This is a genomic window from Niallia tiangongensis (assembly GCF_044704065.1).
Classification (GTDB): domain Bacteria; phylum Bacillota; class Bacilli; order Bacillales; family Cytobacillaceae; genus Niallia; species Niallia tiangongensis.
The window spans coordinates 2,481,361-2,498,895 of sequence record NZ_CP162613.1; the positions used below are offsets into that span (position 1 = coordinate 2,481,361).

The 17,535-nt window shown below is 36.8% G+C and carries 20 protein-coding genes; 15 read left to right on the top strand and 5 right to left on the bottom strand.

The genetic code is table 11. The features are described from left to right. Positions 1 to 85 precede the first annotated feature (85 nt). From AB3U99_RS11830 to AB3U99_RS11875, 10 genes are all read left to right on the top strand, one after another. Positions 86 to 358 carry a spore gernimation protein GerQ gene (locus AB3U99_RS11830; RefSeq protein WP_400247788.1) on the top strand — a complete coding sequence of 91 codons (273 nt, stop codon included), beginning with the start codon at positions 86 to 88 and terminating at the stop codon, positions 356 to 358. Continuing rightward, entirely contained in the window at positions 348 to 716 is a 369-nt protein-coding gene (locus tag AB3U99_RS11835) for a spore coat protein (RefSeq protein ID WP_400247789.1), read from the top strand. The genes AB3U99_RS11830 and AB3U99_RS11835 overlap by 11 nt, the downstream gene beginning before the upstream one ends. 18 nt (positions 717 to 734) lie before the next feature. Beyond that, positions 735 to 1,871, top strand: coding sequence for a zinc-dependent alcohol dehydrogenase (locus tag AB3U99_RS11840; protein WP_400247790.1), 1,137 nt, complete (start codon positions 735 to 737; stop codon positions 1,869 to 1,871). Positions 1,872 to 1,889: 18 nt separating this feature from the next. Then, positions 1,890 to 2,111 carry a hypothetical protein gene (locus AB3U99_RS11845; protein ID WP_400247792.1) on the top strand — a complete coding sequence of 74 codons (222 nt, stop codon included), beginning with the start codon at positions 1,890 to 1,892 and terminating at the stop codon, positions 2,109 to 2,111. Further along, positions 2,108 to 2,407, top strand: coding sequence for a spore coat protein (locus tag AB3U99_RS11850; protein WP_400247793.1), 300 nt, complete (start codon positions 2,108 to 2,110; stop codon positions 2,405 to 2,407). The genes AB3U99_RS11845 and AB3U99_RS11850 overlap by 4 nt, the downstream gene beginning before the upstream one ends. Before the next feature lie 326 nt (positions 2,408 to 2,733). Next, positions 2,734 to 3,753, top strand: a complete 1,020-nt coding sequence (locus AB3U99_RS11855) for a LacI family DNA-binding transcriptional regulator (RefSeq protein ID WP_400247795.1) — start codon at positions 2,734 to 2,736, stop codon at positions 3,751 to 3,753. A gap of 260 nt (positions 3,754 to 4,013) precedes the next feature. Next, positions 4,014 to 5,279 carry an ABC transporter substrate-binding protein gene (locus AB3U99_RS11860; protein ID WP_400247796.1) on the top strand — a complete coding sequence of 422 codons (1,266 nt, stop codon included), beginning with the start codon at positions 4,014 to 4,016 and terminating at the stop codon, positions 5,277 to 5,279. A gap of 163 nt (positions 5,280 to 5,442) precedes the next feature. Continuing rightward, entirely contained in the window at positions 5,443 to 6,282 is an 840-nt protein-coding gene (locus AB3U99_RS11865; protein ID WP_400248045.1) for a carbohydrate ABC transporter permease, read from the top strand. Continuing rightward, positions 6,282 to 7,112 (top strand): carbohydrate ABC transporter permease, encoded by an 831-nt coding sequence (locus AB3U99_RS11870; protein ID WP_400247798.1) that lies wholly within the window; start codon positions 6,282 to 6,284, stop codon positions 7,110 to 7,112. The genes AB3U99_RS11865 and AB3U99_RS11870 overlap by 1 nt, the downstream gene beginning before the upstream one ends. A 27-nt stretch (positions 7,113 to 7,139) precedes the next feature. Then, positions 7,140 to 8,468, top strand: coding sequence for an alpha-glucosidase/alpha-galactosidase (locus AB3U99_RS11875; RefSeq protein ID WP_400247799.1), 1,329 nt, complete (start codon positions 7,140 to 7,142; stop codon positions 8,466 to 8,468). A gap of 93 nt (positions 8,469 to 8,561) precedes the next feature. Here the strand turns inward: AB3U99_RS11875 and AB3U99_RS11880 are convergent, their stop codons facing one another. Both AB3U99_RS11880 and AB3U99_RS11885 read right to left on the bottom strand, forming a co-directional pair. Continuing rightward, on the bottom strand, positions 8,562 to 8,999 hold the full coding sequence (locus tag AB3U99_RS11880) for a hypothetical protein (RefSeq protein ID WP_400247800.1): 438 nt from the start codon (positions 8,997 to 8,999) through the stop codon (positions 8,562 to 8,564). Between the two features lie 206 nt (positions 9,000 to 9,205). Beyond that, positions 9,206 to 9,562 carry a FlxA-like family protein gene (locus tag AB3U99_RS11885; protein ID WP_400247801.1) on the bottom strand — a complete coding sequence of 119 codons (357 nt, stop codon included), beginning with the start codon at positions 9,560 to 9,562 and terminating at the stop codon, positions 9,206 to 9,208. A gap of 205 nt (positions 9,563 to 9,767) precedes the next feature. Here AB3U99_RS11885 and AB3U99_RS11890 point away from each other — a divergent pair, with 205 nt between their 5' ends. Further along, the gene (locus tag AB3U99_RS11890) at positions 9,768 to 10,325 is read left to right on the top strand and encodes a hypothetical protein (protein ID WP_400247803.1); all 558 of its coding nucleotides are present in this window, start codon (positions 9,768 to 9,770) and stop codon (positions 10,323 to 10,325) included. 92 nt (positions 10,326 to 10,417) lie between these two features. Here AB3U99_RS11890 and AB3U99_RS11895 read toward each other — a convergent pair whose 3' ends face one another. Continuing rightward, entirely contained in the window at positions 10,418 to 10,564 is a 147-nt protein-coding gene (locus AB3U99_RS11895; protein WP_400248047.1) for a small acid-soluble spore protein P, read from the bottom strand. Positions 10,565 to 10,716: 152 nt separating this feature from the next. Here AB3U99_RS11895 and AB3U99_RS11900 point away from each other — a divergent pair, with 152 nt between their 5' ends. The 4 genes from AB3U99_RS11900 (at position 10,717) to AB3U99_RS11915 (ending at position 15,201) form a co-directional block, all read left to right on the top strand. After that, entirely contained in the window at positions 10,717 to 10,974 is a 258-nt protein-coding gene (locus AB3U99_RS11900) for a hypothetical protein (RefSeq protein ID WP_400247805.1), read from the top strand. 220 nt (positions 10,975 to 11,194) lie between these two features. Then, a complete protein-coding gene (gene acnA, locus AB3U99_RS11905) occupies positions 11,195 to 13,900 on the top strand; it encodes an aconitate hydratase AcnA (protein WP_400247806.1) in 2,706 nt (901 codons plus the stop codon). Positions 13,901 to 14,179: 279 nt separating this feature from the next. Further along, positions 14,180 to 14,731, top strand: coding sequence for a GNAT family N-acetyltransferase (locus AB3U99_RS11910; RefSeq protein WP_400247808.1), 552 nt, complete (start codon positions 14,180 to 14,182; stop codon positions 14,729 to 14,731). A gap of 80 nt (positions 14,732 to 14,811) precedes the next feature. Continuing rightward, the gene (locus AB3U99_RS11915; protein WP_400247809.1) at positions 14,812 to 15,201 is read left to right on the top strand and encodes a rhodanese-like domain-containing protein; all 390 of its coding nucleotides are present in this window, start codon (positions 14,812 to 14,814) and stop codon (positions 15,199 to 15,201) included. Positions 15,202 to 15,258: 57 nt separating this feature from the next. Here the strand turns inward: AB3U99_RS11915 and AB3U99_RS11920 are convergent, their stop codons facing one another. Both AB3U99_RS11920 and AB3U99_RS11925 read right to left on the bottom strand, forming a co-directional pair. Further along, complete coding sequence (locus AB3U99_RS11920) at positions 15,259 to 16,242, bottom strand: D-2-hydroxyacid dehydrogenase (protein WP_400247811.1); 984 nt, start codon at positions 16,240 to 16,242, stop codon at positions 15,259 to 15,261. Then, positions 16,242 to 17,462: a PLP-dependent aminotransferase family protein gene (locus AB3U99_RS11925; RefSeq protein WP_400247813.1), complete on the bottom strand. Its 1,221-nt coding sequence runs from the start codon at positions 17,460 to 17,462 to the stop codon at positions 16,242 to 16,244. The genes AB3U99_RS11920 and AB3U99_RS11925 overlap by 1 nt, the downstream gene beginning before the upstream one ends. Positions 17,463 to 17,535: the final 73 nt, after the last annotated feature.

The following is a 17,535-nucleotide window of genomic DNA, read 5'->3' on the forward strand; positions in this document are numbered from 1 at the left end:
ACCGTTAAATATTGCTAGATAATTGAATGCGTAATATGGGGAAAATAGCGAGGTGAATGATCTTAATATAGGAGGTAATCTTAGCGTGGATTCAATAAAATTGGCTGCACATGAATCATTAGACTTGCATGAAGCGATTAATTTCAAAACACTTTGCATCGCCAAATCAAAGCTAATGCAGGGACTCGTTTTTGATCAAGATTTAAAAAAATTAATGCAAAAAGATGTAGAACAGTCGATTCAAGCACTTGCTGAATTACAGGACATATATAAACGAGCACCGTTTGAAACAGCTGTTCCTCAAAGTAGACCAACCCCAATTATCGGTGGAGAGGATGTGACATACATTGAACAATGACTATCTAGACCCGATCAATGCATTGAATATGCCAGAGCTTGCTGATACAACCCTTGCAACGGATTTTCTTATTCGTGCCAAAGAAGGAGTAAGAAATTTAGCAGTAGCACTAACAGAAACAGCATCACCTGATTTAAGAATTCTTTTGCGAAAACAACTTAAACAGGCAATTCAAATGCATCAAGAAATTACCGAATTGATGATTGAAAAAAAGTGGTTCCATCCCCATGACTTGAGTGAGCAATATCAATTAGATCAGCTTTCTGCAAAGAATACGATAATGATTGGAAATATGAACTTATTCACTGGTGAAACAAATCGCAAAGGAATGTTTGATCGGACACCTGATGCGCATTAAACTTGGAGGTTATATCGAATGAAAGCAGTAACATATCAAGGCATTAAAAATGTGGAAGTGAAGGAAGTCGAGGATCCGAAGATTTTAAAGGCAGATGACATGATTATTAAGGTAACGAGCACGGCCATTTGTGGATCAGATTTACATTTAATCCATGGAATGATTCCAAATTTAGAAGAAAACTACGTAATTGGCCATGAACCGATGGGGATTGTGGAAGAAGTTGGACCTGGTGTAACTAAACTTAAAAAAGGGGATCGAGTAATTATTCCTTTTAATATTGCTTGTGGAGAATGCCAGTACTGTAAAAATAATTTGGAGAGTCAGTGTGATAATTCCAATGATCATGGAGACATGGGTGCCTATTTTGGCTATTCAGGTAATACGGGTGGTTATCCAGGCGGTCAAGCTGAGTATCTACGTGTGCCGTTTGCTAATTTTACACATTTTAAAATTCCTGAAACCTGTGAGGAGCCAGATGAAAAGCTAAGTGTTATTGCGGATGCGATGACCACTGGCTTTTGGAGTGTAGATAATGCAGGTGTAAAGGAAGGCGATACAGTTATTGTGTTTGGTTGTGGACCGGTTGGACTTTTTTCACAAAAGTTTGCTTGGCTAAAAGGAGCAAAGCGTGTGATTGCAGTTGATTACATTGATTATCGCCTGCAACACGCAAAACGGACGAATAAGGTGGAAATAGTTAATTTTGAACAGCATGAAAACGTAGGAAGCTATTTAAAGGAAATCACAAAAGGTGGAGCAGATGTTGTGATAGATGCTGTTGGAATGGATGGTAAGATGAATGACCTAGAATTTCTAGCAAGCGGCATGAAGCTACAAGGTGGAACGATGAATGCTCTTGTCATGGCAGCCCAAGCTGTTCGCAAATGTGGAACCATTCAAATTTCTGGGGTTTACGGTGGCAGATATAATGGTTTTCCACTAGGGGATATTATGCAGCGCAATGTAAATATTCGTTCTGGACAAGCTCCTGTTATTCATTATATGCCATATATGTTTGAATTAGTTTCTACTGGAAAAATTGATCCAGGTGATGTAGTTAGCCACGTACTACCACTTAGTGATGCAAAGCATGGCTATGAAATTTTTGATACGAAAACAGATAATTGTATTAAAGTCGTATTAAAACCATAAGGAAAGAAGGGAAAAAAGATGGACTATTGTTTACATGAAGTGTTAGAGGTTCAAGAACTGGCTACTTTTAAAACGATTTGTTTGACAAAATCCAAAACAATGCGTGCGTTAGTATCAGACCCCTTGCTAAAAGATATGATGATGCAGGATGTAGACCTCTCAACAAGACAGCTACAAGAATTTTCCTCTATCTTATCGAAAGCGAAGGAGATGGAAGGCTTAGGAGTGAATAAGCAATGAATTCTATTATTGAATATTTGACAGGAATGGATGCTTTAACAGATCAAATGATTGCGACAGACCTATTAATATCGGTCAAAAGCGGAATCAGAAATTATTCTATGGCAATTACGGAAACAGGTCATCCAGAGATTAAAGAGATACTCGGACGTCATTTAGATGAAGCACTTGATTTGCATGAAAGGTTATCAAGCTATGTGGCTGAAAAAGGATGGTATCATGCTTTTGAACCAAACGAACAAATCAATCTTAATTTGCAAAACATTGATACTGCCTTAAATTTACCTACATTATGATAATAAAAAGGAATTGTTTGAAAGAAGCAGTTCCTTTTTATTATGTGGAAGTGGTGTTGTATTCAGGCGGTTCTGTAAATAAAGCCTAGCTCTATTTCGTGTACGAAAGATTTTTTTACTAAATTATTTACCGATTAAAAGTCGATTCAGGTTAAAAATTCCTAATTTAAAGGTATTTTCACAAGGATAAATTTTTAGAAAAAATAATTTTCTTATTGAAAGCCTTTACATTTGATGCTATTATTCGTATATACCAGGTAACTATATTAGTAATTTCAATAAAAACTTTACTGGGTTTAATAGAACAAGAAGAGGGTTTAATGACAATGGCAACGATTAAGGAAATTGCGGATAAGTCGAATGTATCCACATCAACCGTTTCACGGGTGTTAAATAATGATCAAACGCTTACCGTTCAGACGGAAACAAGAGAACGAATTCTTCGGGTTGCCAAAGAGCTAGGATATGAAACGATCTTAGAAAGAAGGTTAAAGCAAAGACAGCTTAATTCAAAGCATGTTGGGATTATCCTTACTCAATCATTGGATGAAGAAATTAGCGATCCATATTTCCTTTCCATCCGCCAAGGTATTGAAATGGAACTTGCAAGTAATGGAATCAACACAGCAACATTTCGTTTACATGAAACAGAAGGCAACCAAATGATGGAAGGACTAGATGGGCTAATTGTTGTTGGAAGAGTAAAAGAGACAACACTGAAAGCTATTAGTCAAGTGGATAATGTTGTTTACATAAACCATTCCCAAAATGAAGACCTATACGATTCAGTAGTGATTAATTTTGAACTGGCGACAGAAAAGGCGTTAAAGCACTTGGTAAGTATTGGGTACACACGTATTGGCTATATCGGGGGTAAGGAAATGGAGCATATGAAAAACCAGAGGCTGATTTCTGAAGATAAACGCCTCACCACCTTTGAACGTTTTATGAAGGAGAGAGACTTATTTGACCAAAATGCTGTCTTTGTTGGGGAGTATACAATGGCACAGGGGTATAAATTGATGAAAAAGGCCATTCAATCAGCTAAGCTTCCTGAAGCGTTTTTTATTGGCAGTGATCCAATGGCGATAGGAGCTTTAAGGGCTTTACAAGAAGCTAATCTAAACGTCCCAAGTGATGTAGCCATTATTGGCTTTGATGATATTGAAGCTGCAAAATTTGCGAGTACGCCACTTTCGACAATTAGAGTACATACGAGGGAGATGGGAAGAACAGGGGTAAAGCTTTTACTAGACCGTTTAAACGGCAGGGAACTTCCATTGACTGTTACGCTCCCAACAGAATTAGTTATCAGGGAAAGCTGTGGCGGATTGGTAACAAAATGAATCCTTTTTAGGAGGTGATGCGCAAATTAAGAAAAATGCGGATTTGGATTGTGGATAGCCCTCCTGGCATCAAAGTCATGATGCCAGGATTGAAAGTGACTGCCATCACTTATGATTGGGCAAAAACAGTAAACTCCACCAACGAAAGGGAGCCTATTTCTATTATATAGATGCTCCTAAAAACCAGCAAGAGAACAAACTCGGAATTTGGGTGAAAGTACCTAGTGTTTTCAAATTAAATTTTTAGGGGGCGTTTATTTATGAAAAAGCTTTTAAAGACTGTTGTCATTGCTATTGCTTTGACAACAATTGCAACCGGATGTAATAAAGCTTCAGGTGGAAATGGAGAAAATGGGGATAAGACTGTTGTTACCTTGTATTCAACGATGACAAATGAAGCAGATAAAATTACCCTGCAAAATGTTGTTGGAAAATTTGAAAAAGAAAATCCAGATATTGATATTAAAGAAAATTATCCTGCTGATGGTTATGAGGGCATGCTCCGTGTCAAAATGGCTGCCAATGATATGCCAGACTTATTTGATACCCATGGATGGGCGATCCATCGTTACGGGGAATATGTAGAAGATCTACAGGATATGGACTGGGTGAACGATCTAGATCCAGCACTTAATCAAATTTTACTAGATGAAAGCGGTAAAGTTTACGCTTATCCTCTTAATCAGGCAAAGGATGGACTTACATATAATGCCACTCTTTTGGAAGAGTATGGAATCACCCCTCCAAGTACATTTGATGAATTTATGTCAGCACTTGAAACAATTATGGAAAAGGGTAAAGGAGAAGTAACTCCTCTTTGGTTTGCTGGGGCTGATAAATCAGCATTTGGGCAGTATTTTGATCAATTTTCTACACCATTATTAATTACAGGGGAGAAAAACTTTCAGAAAGAGTTGCTAGACGGTACGTTTGATTGGTCCAATTATACCTATTTACCAGAGAAACTAAAGGAAATGCAAGACAAGGGATTACTTAACGAAGATGTCTTGACCGCTCAAAATCACCAAATGGTAGACTTGATGGCTCAAAATAAAATTGCATTTATTGTCGGCGGCGGTATGCTTGGACCATCTGTGGAAGAATTAAATCCAGATGTAAAGCTTGGTATCATTCCAATGCCTGTAATTGAAGAGGGTGACGAGCCAAGCTGGATTGGTGGAGAGCGACATACTTTAGCTGTGTGGAAGGATTCTAAAGTGAAAGAGGAAGCGAAGAAATTCCTAGAATTTATCTCTCAGCCAGAGATAGTCAAAGAGATTGCAGAGGGTACATCACTCCCAGCAGGCTTGACGAATACGGAATCCAAAAACTATTACTCTGACGACTACGATAAGTATAAGGACATTAAAGTTGAGCCTTATTTTGATCGTGTGTATTTACCGAGCGGCATGTGGGATCCAATGGGGGCTACTGGTCAGGAATTATTATCTGGAACAATGACACCAGAGGAAGTTTCAAAAAAGATGGAAGTAGAATATAAGAGATTGTTAGAACAAAAAAAATAGTTGCACGGTAGGAGGGAATGCGTTATCAGTCTCGCCTCTCAAACTGAAATTTTAGGAGATGGTTACTTTGATAAAAGTAGAGACAAAAAGGCAGCCGAATACCAACTCTTCTACAGAAGTGAAAAGGAATCGTAAAAAGAAGCGGAAATCTTCCCTGTGGTGGATGTATCTTCCAGCGCTTGCTGCCATCTGTTTTTTCATCTTTTATCCTTTTTTAAATGGAATCAAAATTTCTTTTACAAACTGGAATGGATTTTCTCAAACCTATGATTTTGTTGGGTTCAACCAATATACACGAATGTTAAAGGATCCCGATACATGGCTGGTTGTAAAAAACACCCTACTATATGGGATTGGTAGTACTGTATTACAGAATGTAATTGGTCTCGGTTACGCGCTTTTACTGAATCAAAGTATTCGCTTTAAGAATTTTACCAGGACAGTTGTGTATTTGCCGGTCATTATCAGTCCGTTAATCATGGGGTATATCTTTTACTTCTTCTTTGCCTTCCAAGGCGGGGCACTGAATGATCTCCTCGTCTTTCTAGGAATTGATAAAATTAATGCATTAGCAGACCCGAAAATCAATATATGGTTGATTGTTTTTGTTAACACCTTCCAGTTTGTCGGAATTGCGATGATTATTTACCTGGCTGGATTACAAAGTATATCAAAAGATTATTACGAAGCGGTACAAATGGATGGTGCATCTAGTTTTCAACAATTTAAAAATATCACTTTGCCGATGTTAATGCCATCCATCACCATTAATATGGTTATCAACATCATTGGTGGGTTGAAATTGTTTGATGTGATTGTCTCCCTTACAGGTGGAGGTCCAGGCTATGCTTCTCAATCAATGTCTACGTTTATGTATGACCTTTATTTTAACCGTCAAGATGCGGGCTATGCCGCAACACAAGGGGTATTTATGGCCATCATCATTTTGATCTTAAGCTTGGCAGCGCTTGTATACTTCAAACGAAAGGAGATTGAGGCGTAATGGACTATATGAATAGAAAGAAAAAATGGCTTCTCTCTGTAGTAGCACTTTTGGTCGCAGCCTTTCACTTAATCCCTTTCTATATTTTGATTACGACGGCGCTAAAGGAACGGGGAGATTTTAGTTCAAAATGGGTTTTTCCAAAGGTAATGAATTTCGAGAACTTTACAGAGGCCTGGGAAATGGCGAGTCTTGGTAATGCTCTTTGGAATACGATGATTATTACCTTTGTGAGTGCCTTATTATTGATTATATTTGGCTCCTTGGCAGCATATCCATTAGCCCGGAGGCAAACAAAGTTTAATAAAGTGGTTTTTATGTTTTTTATCGCAGTAATGGTGATTCCACCTTTAACTGCTTTAGTCCCATTATATAAGCTTGTGGTTGACATTGGAATGATGAATACCCTTGAAATTGCCATCTTGAATAACGTTGCTTCATTCCTACCATTAACCATTTTCTTGTATTCGGGCTTTATACGCTCGACCATTCCTAAAGAATTAGAAGAAGCAGCAAAAATCGATGGAGCTAGTACATTGGGGATCTTTTTCCGAATTGTATTCCCGCTGTTAAAGCCGGTTACTGCATCTATTTTAATCATTGCATGTGTATTTATTTGGAACGATTATCAATTCGCTATCTTCTTCCTCCAAGCAGAAGAAGTGAAGACCATTACGGTTGCGTTAGCAGGATTCTTTGGGGAAAATGCTAACCGAATGAATCTTGTTGCTGCGGCAGCAATTATGGCTGTTTTGCCAATGGTTGTATTGTTCCTATTATTGCAAAAGCACTTTGTTAAAGGATTAGCATCTGGTTCAGTTAAAGGATAAATAGAAGAAAGTTTGGGAGGAATTACTATGTCTAAAATTACATTTCTTGGTGCAGGAAGTTCGGTATTTGCGAAAAATGTTTTAGGTGATTGCATGTTTGTTGACGCATTAGATGAATTTGAATTTGCGTTATTTGATATTGATAAACAGCGGTTAGAAGATTCAGAACAAATGCTGAATAATTTGAAGGAAAGCCTAGGAAAAAACATTCATATTAAAGCATATACAGATCGGAAGGAGTCCCTACGAGGAGCAAAATATGTAATCAACGCGATTCAAGTAGGAGGCTATAAGCCGAGTACAGTGATTGATTTTGAGATTCCGAAAAAGTATGGCTTAAGACAAACCATTGCGGATACAGTTGGAATCGGGGGTATTTTTCGAAACTTAAGAACTATTCCGGTTATGCTTGATTTTGCAAAGGATATGGAAGAAGTATGTCCAGATGCCTTATTCATGAATTACACCAACCCAATGGCGGTGTTGACTGGGGTCATGAATCGGTTTACAAACATTCAAACGATTGGACTATGCCATAGTGTGCAAGTATGCACAAAAGACTTATTTGAAGCATTGGGGATGGACCGAACTGGGATAAAGGAGAAAATTGCCGGAATCAATCACATGGCTTGGCTCCTTGAAGTAAGTAAGGATGGCGTTGATTTATATCCTGAAATTAAACGGAGAGCTCGCGAATTGCAAAAAACAAAGCATGGGGATATGGTTCGTTTTGAATTGATGGATAAATTTGGATATTATATAACAGAATCCTCTGAGCACAACGCGGAATATCACCCATACTTTATCAAATCTCGCTATCCTGAGTTAATTGAGCGCTTCAATATTCCGCTAGATGAATATCCGCGACGTTGTGAAAAACAAATCAATGGTTGGGTAGCAATGAGAGAAGATTTGGTGAACAATCAATCGTTGAATCATGTGCGATCTCGTGAATATGGTTCACATATCATTGAGGCGATTGAAACGGACGTTCCGTTTAAATTTGGCGGGAATGTTTTAAATACAGGAAGACTAATCAGCAATCTACCTGAGAAAGCTTGTGTCGAGGTTCCGTGTATTGCCGATCGTAGCGGAATTACCCCAACCTATGTAGGCGATCTTCCTGAACAGCTTGCAGCATTAAACCGCACGAATATTAACACGCAATTGCTGACCATTGAAGCGGCTATGACGTTGAAAAAAGAGTATATTTATCAGGCTGCTATGCTTGATCCACATACAGCTGCTGAGTTATCGATGGACGACATTATCTCCTTATGTGATGATTTAATCGAAGCACATGGTGACTGGTTGCCGAAATTTAATAGTGAAACTAGCATTGTTGTTACAAAATAGATTAAGTTTCCAAGTTATCTATGAAAGAGACCGCATTCTTTATATATGAAATCGGTCTCTTTTCTTTTCGATTGCTTTAGAAAGAATATGGTTTTATTTTTCATGGCGAAGAATTTTTAAATGTAATGGTAAAAATAAGATGAATACTAAAATAAAGACAGGGATTGAGTACCACGTCTTCCAGCCTTTGTTATCCATGTAACCAGATAGTACAGCACCCCATTCTAATAAGAAGGATAGAAATACCCACATCCATTTATACAGGATAGATTTGTTTTGAATCAAAAAATTCAGATAAATCAAGCCGATTGCTGGAGGAATAATCGTCACAAAAAGATAGTCAATTATGTACGTTTTAGGAGAGGGACCAAGTTGAAAGGCTTTAAAAACATCTCCTACTAGTACATCTCCAAGCCATGTGCTAAAGCCAAGAATACCTAAACTAAAATACATTTCTCTTAATGTTAGTTTTTTCGGCATAAATAGGACAATAAGCAGAAAAATGATGATGAGAGTATAGGGATACCACATTTATTATCCACGCTTCTTTCGTTGAAAAATTCATAATATAGCTATACATTTCCCTTGCAAAATTGGTGTTATACAACTGTCGAAAAATTTTACAATAGATAAAAGCCCGACTCAACAGAAGTGGGCTTTATCTATTAGTATATTTATTTGTCCATAAAATGAATTGGATGCGGTCTTTACAACATCTTTATACTTGAAAATGTTGACTAGTTCTGATCGTTTTCCGTTTCTTTTTTTGAATCATGGAATAAAGAATATGCTTCCCTACTAATGAGCACATTATCTTGCTGTATTTTTGAAACTGATTTGGAACTACTTGCCTCTGATTTTTGATTCTGGAGTGCTTGAATCTGTTCTTCTATTTCAGAGATCTGCTTTTTTAGCTGTTCAATTTGTTTTTCTCTTTCTTCTTCTTGAATCGTTTCATTTTGCTCAATTTGTGTTTGTTGTGATTGTAATTGCTGTTTTTGACTTTCTAAGGCTTTCATTTGATTTGTTACATCGGAGGAACGATTGCTTGTGCTAATGGATCCTGCTGTTGTACTTGAAATAGAATTAATCATGGTATATATTTTCCTCCCTACTAAATAATGATTAATTATAGGAAAGATTCCTTAATTTTACCTTAAGTATTAAATAGCAGCTTCGATAAACGGAAAAAGCAAACTAATAATGAGGGCTTTTTTAAATTCTACAAAGTATAAAAATATGTTCCTAGGATAAATTACAGAGTGTTAGTTGTAAATAGTAATCTTGGGAGGAATTGTCATGTCGGTGGAAGAATATTGGAATAAAATAAACAATGCGAGCGCGAAAGTATCCTCTTTAATACGTTCCTATTGGCATGAGCACTCTGATTGGACTAGCTGGCAATTTTGGATTATTCTAGCATGCTTGATTTTCCCACTTATTGTCCTTTTAATAAAACTGGATAAAGAAAAGTCACTGCAAATCCTTTTCTTTGGATATACTATACATATGCTATGGACATATACAGAAATTGTGCTTATAAGACTAGGGTATATGGATCACCATTACTTTCTTTTGCCATTCTTACCCCAGGCAATTGGAATAACATCTTCATTACTTCCTGTTTCTTTTATGTTGCTCTATCAATATTGCGTGAAACATAATAAGAATTTTTTATTATGGACGATTGTCCTTTCTGCTGTCATTGCTTATGTATTTGTCCCAATCGAAAAGAATATAGGGTTTCTCGCCATCTTAAAGGGATTAAATAATTTTCATATCTTTTTAATTGATATTGTAAATTCAATGATTGCTTATGGATTAACGAAATTTTTTATCACGTTTTATAGAAAATAGCCCAACTCATCGATTGAGAAGGGCTATTTTAATAACAAGAAATAGAAATGTGAAAATACTAAATTAGGTTAAAAATGGATGTAACTTATTTTTTACATATCATGATGACTGTTATGCTTTTGTCTCGAATGGTTGCGATTTTTCACTTTTTTGCTGCCGCTAAGAGGCTCAGGTTGACCAGATTGATTGCCCTTAGGTGCATTTCTTCGCATATCTTTACTATCATTTTTATTCATAATTTTTCTCTCCTTTATTTTTTTCATGAAGAGGTATTACATCACTTACCTTTATAGAATGGTTTTTTCAGCCCTCATTTATACCGCATATTTTTATGATTCTCTGCACAACTTATTGGTAAGCAACATGAATAATAATGCAGGAGGATAATAATATGCCTTATCATAGTAATAAACAGGAAGCTTTTCAAGATGCACAACGAAATATGTATGAAACACAAAATCTATATCAAGATATAGTAAAAGATTCAGCTAGCTATGGTCATCAGCTAAAGCACTTAAAACAAGAAATAAATGAAACCTATCAACAAATCGAAAATGCTTTAGAAGTAGCGTCCGAGCATCAGAGGGAACAATTAGAAAGCTTTCAAAAGGATTTAAAAAGTATTGTTGAGGAAGTAAACGAAATTTGAAGAAGAAGACCATCTGAAAGATTATCTTTTCGATGGTCTATTTTTTCGCGAGAAAAGATTAGTCGATAAGAAAAACTTATCGTATTTGATAACTTTCTTATTATTTACTTATCATAATCCTTGTATTAAAATTATAGATGGTAAATAGATAATAGAGGGTTCAAATTATTCGACTATTTTTCTATTTTTGGTATATGATTACAATGAGGGGGTAATACATATGGCTAAAGATTTTTATAATGCCCGCCAATCGTTTGAAGTGGGTGGGAAGCGCTATCACTACTATCAATTAGCAGCTTTAGAAAAAGCTGGAATCGGTAAAGTAACGAAATTGCCGTATTCTATCAAGGTGTTACTAGAATCAGTTTTACGACAAATGGATGATTTTGTCATTAAACAAGAGCATGTAGAAAACCTCGCAAAATGGGGAACGGACGAGGTAAAGGAAATTGATGTTCCATTTAAACCTTCGAGGGTAATCCTCCAAGACTTTACAGGAGTTCCTGCAGTAGTTGACCTTGCTTCTTTACGAAAAGCAATGGCTGACTTAGGAGGAGATCCTAGTAAAATTAATCCAGAGAAACCAGTTGATCTAGTTATTGATCACAGTGTTCAGGTAGATAAATACGGCACTCCGGATGCATTAAAAGCAAATATGGAATTAGAATTTGAAAGAAATGCAGAAAGATATCAATTCTTAAGCTGGGCGCAAAAGGCATTTGATAATTATCGTGCCGTACCGCCAGCAACTGGTATCGTTCACCAAGTAAATTTAGAATATTTAGCAAATGTAGTACATGTAAATGAAACGCCAGAAGGTGAATATGAAACATTCCCAGATACATTAGTTGGTACTGATTCTCATACAACTATGATTAACGGTATCGGTGTTCTTGGCTGGGGTGTTGGTGGAATTGAAGCAGAAGCAGGTATGTTAGGACAACCTTCTTATTTTCCAGTACCAGAAGTAGTAGGGGTAAAACTTGTTGGCGAAATGCCAAACGGTTCTACTGCAACAGATCTTGCTTTAAAAGTAACACAAGTACTTCGAGCAAAAGGTGTAGTAGGAAAGTTTGTAGAATTCTACGGACCAGGTGTGCCGCAATTGCCTCTTGCAGACCGTGCAACAATTGCGAATATGGCACCAGAATATGGAGCGACATGTGGATTTTTCCCTGTGGATAAAGAGTCATTATCCTATATGCGCCTAACTGGGCGTTCAGAAGAGCAAATTAATGTAGTTGAAGCTTACTGCAAGGAAAATGGTTTATTCTTCGATCCAAACTTAGAACCGGTTTATACAGATGTTGTAGAGATAAACCTAGCTGAAATTGAGCCGAATCTATCTGGACCGAAGAGACCACAAGATTTAATTCCACTTTCTAAATTGAAAGAGGTATTCAATGAGTCTGTAACGGCACCAGAAGGAAACCAAGGTTTCGGTTTAAAAGCGGACGAATTTGATAAAGATGTAGTAGTGAACTTTGCAAACGGGGATTCTACTACAATGAAGACAGGTTCTGTTGCTATTGCTGCAATAACAAGCTGTACGAATACATCGAATCCATATGTATTAGTTGGTGCAGGCTTAGTTGCGAAAAAAGCAGTAGAAAAAGGAATGGAAGTACCTAAATTTGTTAAAACATCTTTAGCACCAGGTTCAAAAGTTGTTACTGGTTATTTAAGAGATTCTGGTCTTCTTCCTTATTTAGAGCAAATTGGTTTCAACCTTGTAGGATATGGATGTACAACATGTATCGGTAACTCTGGTCCACTTAGAGAGGAAATCGAGCAAGCTATCGCTGATTCCGATTTACTAGTAACAAGTGTGTTATCTGGTAACCGTAACTTTGAAGGTCGTATCCATCCACTTGTAAAAGCAAACTACTTAGCTTCACCGCCATTAGTTGTTGCTTATGCTCTTGCTGGTACCGTGGATATCGACTTACAAAAAGAACCGATTGGAAAAGATAAAGATGGTAATGAAGTATTCTTCAAGGATATTTGGCCATCTACTGAAGAAGTTAATGAAGTAGTTCATCGTACAGTAACACCTGAACTATTTAATAAAGAATATGAAAGAGTATTTGATGATAACGAGCGCTGGAACGAGATTCAAACAAGCAGCGATTCTTTATATAGCTTTGATGATACTTCTACTTATATTCAAAATCCGCCATTCTTTGAGGGCTTAAAGCCTGATCCAGAGCAAGTATTGCCATTGAAAGGATTAAAGGTAGTAGGGAAGTTCGGCGATTCAGTAACGACTGACCATATCTCTCCAGCCGGTGCAATTGGGGTAAATACTCCAGCAGGAAAGTACTTAAAAGATAATGGAGTACAGCCACGTGATTTCAACTCATACGGTTCTCGTCGTGGTAACCACGAAGTAATGATGAGAGGAACATTTGCGAATATCCGTATTCGTAACCAAATTGCTCCAGGTACAGAGGGTGGATTTACAACTCACTGGCCAACTGGGGAAGTTACCTCCATTTATGATGCATGTATGAAGTATAAAGAAGAAGGAACTGGCTTAATGGTTATCGCAGGGAAAGATTACGGAATGGGTTCATCTCGTGACTGGGCTGCAAAAGGAACAAACCTATTAGGCATTAAGACAGTTATCGCAGAAAGCTTTGAAAGAATTCACCGTTCTAATTTAGTGTTAATGGGAGTGCTTCCATTACAGTTTAAAGAAGGCGAAAATGCTGAAAGCTTAGGTTTATCAGGAAAAGAAACCTTTAACGTTTATGTAGACGAAACTGTTAAACCTCGTGATTTCTTAGAAGTAACAGCTACTACGGAAGATGGTAAGAAGATTACATTCGAAGCGTTAGTACGTTTTGACTCTGAAGTAGAAATTGATTACTATCGCCATGGTGGTATTCTTCCAATGGTATTACGTGATAAATTAAAAAACTAATAGATTAAGAGAAGCTCTCTCTATGGAAAGTTGACAAATTTTCTAGCTTTTGGGTAATTTAATGCTCAAAAGCTAGAATATGTCTTTTCTTAGAGGGAGTTTTTTCATTGAGAATGATTCTGGTAGAATGATGTTGTTTGATTCTAGTGACTTAGTAGGCTTAGCGTTAACCCTATAGAAATCAAATAGTATGCCACTGGAATAATCCAATATATTAGAGAGATTTCTTGTAATCTTAGAATATAATTACAATCATAAATAAAAGGAGAATACTATTTCATGAAAATAATCCCCATTCTATATCATCTAAATGGATTAAGTTATACAGTAAGATGCGCAGAAGAAATAGATGCAGATCAGCTTTCGCAGATAAGGCTGCAAATTGATGGCGAAACATCCTTCTTAGACAGGGAACCTGGAGAGGGGATGCTATCTCCATTTGATTTCAAACACTTGATTCGTACAGATTTAGAAGCAGTAAATCGACTGTTTTTACTAGCTGAAACAGAATCAGGAAAAATCATTGCTTTTTCACGGTGCGAAGGCTCTAGCTTGAAGCGCCTTAAGCATAAAGTAGAATTTGGCATTGGTGTGTTAAAAGATTATTGGGGCTATAAGATTGGACCACATTTATTACAATCATCCCTAACTTGGGCAACTGAAAATAAACTTGCGAAAATGACACTATCTGTAATCGAAACAAATGATAAAGCAATTAAATTATATAAACAATTCGGTTTTGAAGTAGAAGGCATATTAAAAAAAGACAAACTACTTGAAGACGGAGAATACTATTCTACAATTATAATGTCCCGGTTCTTGTCTGAGTAAAATAAAGGAAGCGATTTATTAGTAAATTGAAGCGAATTTTGTTACTATGGAAATGTTAGATAATAAAAGGAGTGATGTAAATGGCATTAACTTTTGGTCAACTAGTAGAAGAAGCACGAAAGAATGTACCTGGAATTTCATCTGTAGAAGCAAAAAAGAAAATCGAGGAAAATCCAAACACTTACATAATTGATGTACAAGATGCAAAAGATGCAGGTGCATGTGGCTTAATTCCAAGCTCTGTTAATATTTCTTTAGGAATGCTTCCAATTCGTGCTGATTTGGAATTGCCGGAAGAATTAAGAAATCCAGAATTAGCGGATCGTAATCGTCCTGTTCTTGTTACATGCGGTCTTGGCGGACAAGCATCACTTGGTGCGTATTTATTAAAACAAATGGGCTTTACAGATGTTGCTTTCATCGAAGGTGGAACAACTGCATGGAAAAAAGAAGGCTTTGAAACTGTATAAGTTGAAAAAAGCTCATATAAAAACTGCCGAGGTTAAATTCGGCAGTTTTTTTCTTTGTTAATAGCCTAATTGTTTATCAACCACATTTATTAGTTCTTTACCGTCTTTAAAACGCTGGATATTTTCTAGAAATACCTCCATGTAACGATCTAAAGTGTTTGGCGAAAAGAAAGCATTATGTGGGGATATAATAACATTTTCTACTTCCCATAATGGGTGTTCTTGCGGTAAAGGCTCCACCTCAAATACATCCAATGCAGCTCCAGCAATTTTTTCCTCTTTTAATAGGTGGATGAGTTCCTCTTCAGCTATCGTATTTCCTCTTCCGATATTAATTAGAAAGCTTCTTTCTTTCATTTTTGCTAACTTTTCCTTGTTAATCAGTTGGTATGTATCAGGAGTTGAAGGCAAAGCAAGGATAAGAAAATCAGCCTCTGCTATCACTTCATCTATTTGTTCCAGCCCAACAATTTTATCTGCAGGATCCTCACCAGATAATTGGGATGGTCTTTTCTTACAGCCGATTACATACATATCGAATGCTTTTGCTCGTTTAGCAATTTGTTTTCCAATTTCTCCATAGCCAATAATTCCTATAGTAGAGCCAGCAAGGTCCGTAATAGGGGTGGGTGCCCATCTATTGCTAAGCTGGTTTCGAATCATAAAAGGTATTCCTCTTGCCAAACCAGCCATCATCGCAATTGTATGTTCTGCAATTGGAACAGATGTGCAACCCTTTGTATTCGTGATTACAATATCACTGTTTCTTACTTCCTCATGTAAAAGAGCATCCAGGCCAACACTTAAAGATTGCACCCATTTTATATTTGGGGCATTTTGCAATATGGATAAGGAATCCGTTAAGCCTAAAGTTAACACAATATTGCAGTCGCTAATATCCTGGCTTATCGGCGGTTCAGGATCTCCATATTCCCAATGATCAATAATAACCTCTGCTCCTAATGAAGTTATTTGAGCAAGATACTTTTCTGGTATAGTTCTTCGAATATAAATTTTAGGCATAGTTGATGCTTTAGTCATTAATTTACTTCCTCAATCATTTGATTCCTATTTACATGTTCATAATAGGTGTTTGCAAGTCGTTTAATCGCTTCTTGGATAATATCTTCTTTACAGAAAGTAAAGCATAGACGCATATGATTGTAGCCTTCATTTTGTAAAAAGAAATGCTTGCCGGCGATATAGGAAACACCGGCTATCATTGCGGCATCAACAAATTCGCTCGTATCAATATGCTCTGGGAAAGTAAGCCAAAGAAAGAAACCGCCATGTGGTTCATGAAAGGAAACTTCTTCACCAAAGTATTGCTTTATCGCAGAAACCATTGCGTTTTTACGAGAAAGATAGATGGTATTCAAATTATTGATTTGTTCATCCATATCTATTTGCTCAAGTAAGTTTTTCGTAACTTCTTGTACATATACACTTGTAAAACCATCCGTTTTTAAAATTTGCATTTTTTCGATTACTTCTTTTAATCCAATTGCCCAGCCAAGTCGTAAGCCAGGTGCGATTATTTTTGAAAATGTACTTAAGTAAACAACTCTATCAGGTCCAAATGAATAAATTGCAGGAGTGTATGATTTATCGAAGGAAAGCTCCACATAAGCGTCATCTTCAATAATAAAGAAATTATATTCGTATGCTAATTCAGCAAGCCGTTTTCTTCTTTCAATAGATAAATTGACGCCACCTGGATTTTGATAATTTGGAATGACATACATCAATTTGGGCAAAGGAAGATTATTTATTGCTCTTTCGATTAGCTCTTGTTCGACTAGGTCAACTCTTAAGCCATTTTCGTCAATTGGAAAAGAAAATAATTTCGTTTCCGCTAAGCGAAATGTTTTGAGTGCTCCAAAAAAAGTTGGCGCTTCTACCCATAATTCATCACCAGGATCTGTGAGTGTTCTCGTGATTAAATCAATCGCTTGGGAACTTCCAGCAGTAACAATTATTTCTTTTTCTGTTGCTTCAATTTCTCTAAGCTTTGATCGTTCTTTAATCCAGTTTATGATGTTCTTAGGACCAGTTCCACCACTATATGCCAAAGCTTGTCTTCCTTGTGTGATCATTGCTGCTTCAGTCGCAGCGGTCATTTTATCAACTGGAAGAGATTCTGGTGCAGGAAAACCGAAAGATAAAGGGATAAGATGATCTTGTTTCCCTGCAAAAGCAGATCCAACAACTTCTGTTTCAGGGAATCTCTTGCTAAATGAAAATGGCTTTAATAGATGCATGTTTACCACCGTCCAATATTATTTTTTAAAGTTTAAGGAGAGCTCTGACTCTCACAATGAGCCAATTCATTGA

Excerpts from the sequence above, each read along its gene's own strand:
- AB3U99_RS11840 (WP_400247790.1), top strand. The coding sequence starts at position 735 with ATGAAAGCAGTAACATATCAAGGCATTAAAAATGTGGAAGTGAAGGAA.
- AB3U99_RS11910 (WP_400247808.1), top strand. The coding sequence starts at position 14,180 with ATGAAAATAATCCCCATTCTATATCATCTAAATGGATTAAGTTATACA.
- AB3U99_RS11885 (WP_400247801.1), bottom strand. The coding sequence starts at position 9,562 with ATGATTAATTCTATTTCAAGTACAACAGCAGGATCCATTAGCACAAGC.
- acnA (WP_400247806.1), top strand. The coding sequence starts at position 11,195 with ATGGCTAAAGATTTTTATAATGCCCGCCAATCGTTTGAAGTGGGTGGG.
- AB3U99_RS11860 (WP_400247796.1), top strand. The coding sequence starts at position 4,014 with ATGAAAAAGCTTTTAAAGACTGTTGTCATTGCTATTGCTTTGACAACA.
- AB3U99_RS11915 (WP_400247809.1), top strand. The coding sequence starts at position 14,812 with ATGGCATTAACTTTTGGTCAACTAGTAGAAGAAGCACGAAAGAATGTA.
- AB3U99_RS11875 (WP_400247799.1), top strand. The coding sequence starts at position 7,140 with ATGTCTAAAATTACATTTCTTGGTGCAGGAAGTTCGGTATTTGCGAAA.
- AB3U99_RS11925 (WP_400247813.1), bottom strand. The coding sequence starts at position 17,462 with ATGCATCTATTAAAGCCATTTTCATTTAGCAAGAGATTCCCTGAAACA.
- AB3U99_RS11900 (WP_400247805.1), top strand. The coding sequence starts at position 10,717 with ATGCCTTATCATAGTAATAAACAGGAAGCTTTTCAAGATGCACAACGA.
- AB3U99_RS11880 (WP_400247800.1), bottom strand. The coding sequence starts at position 8,999 with ATGTGGTATCCCTATACTCTCATCATCATTTTTCTGCTTATTGTCCTA.
- AB3U99_RS11850 (WP_400247793.1), top strand. The coding sequence starts at position 2,108 with ATGAATTCTATTATTGAATATTTGACAGGAATGGATGCTTTAACAGAT.
- AB3U99_RS11920 (WP_400247811.1), bottom strand. The coding sequence starts at position 16,242 with ATGACTAAAGCATCAACTATGCCTAAAATTTATATTCGAAGAACTATA.
- AB3U99_RS11845 (WP_400247792.1), top strand. The coding sequence starts at position 1,890 with ATGGACTATTGTTTACATGAAGTGTTAGAGGTTCAAGAACTGGCTACT.
- AB3U99_RS11855 (WP_400247795.1), top strand. The coding sequence starts at position 2,734 with ATGGCAACGATTAAGGAAATTGCGGATAAGTCGAATGTATCCACATCA.
- AB3U99_RS11890 (WP_400247803.1), top strand. The coding sequence starts at position 9,768 with ATGTCGGTGGAAGAATATTGGAATAAAATAAACAATGCGAGCGCGAAA.
- AB3U99_RS11865 (WP_400248045.1), top strand. The coding sequence starts at position 5,443 with ATGTATCTTCCAGCGCTTGCTGCCATCTGTTTTTTCATCTTTTATCCT.
- AB3U99_RS11870 (WP_400247798.1), top strand. The coding sequence starts at position 6,282 with ATGGACTATATGAATAGAAAGAAAAAATGGCTTCTCTCTGTAGTAGCA.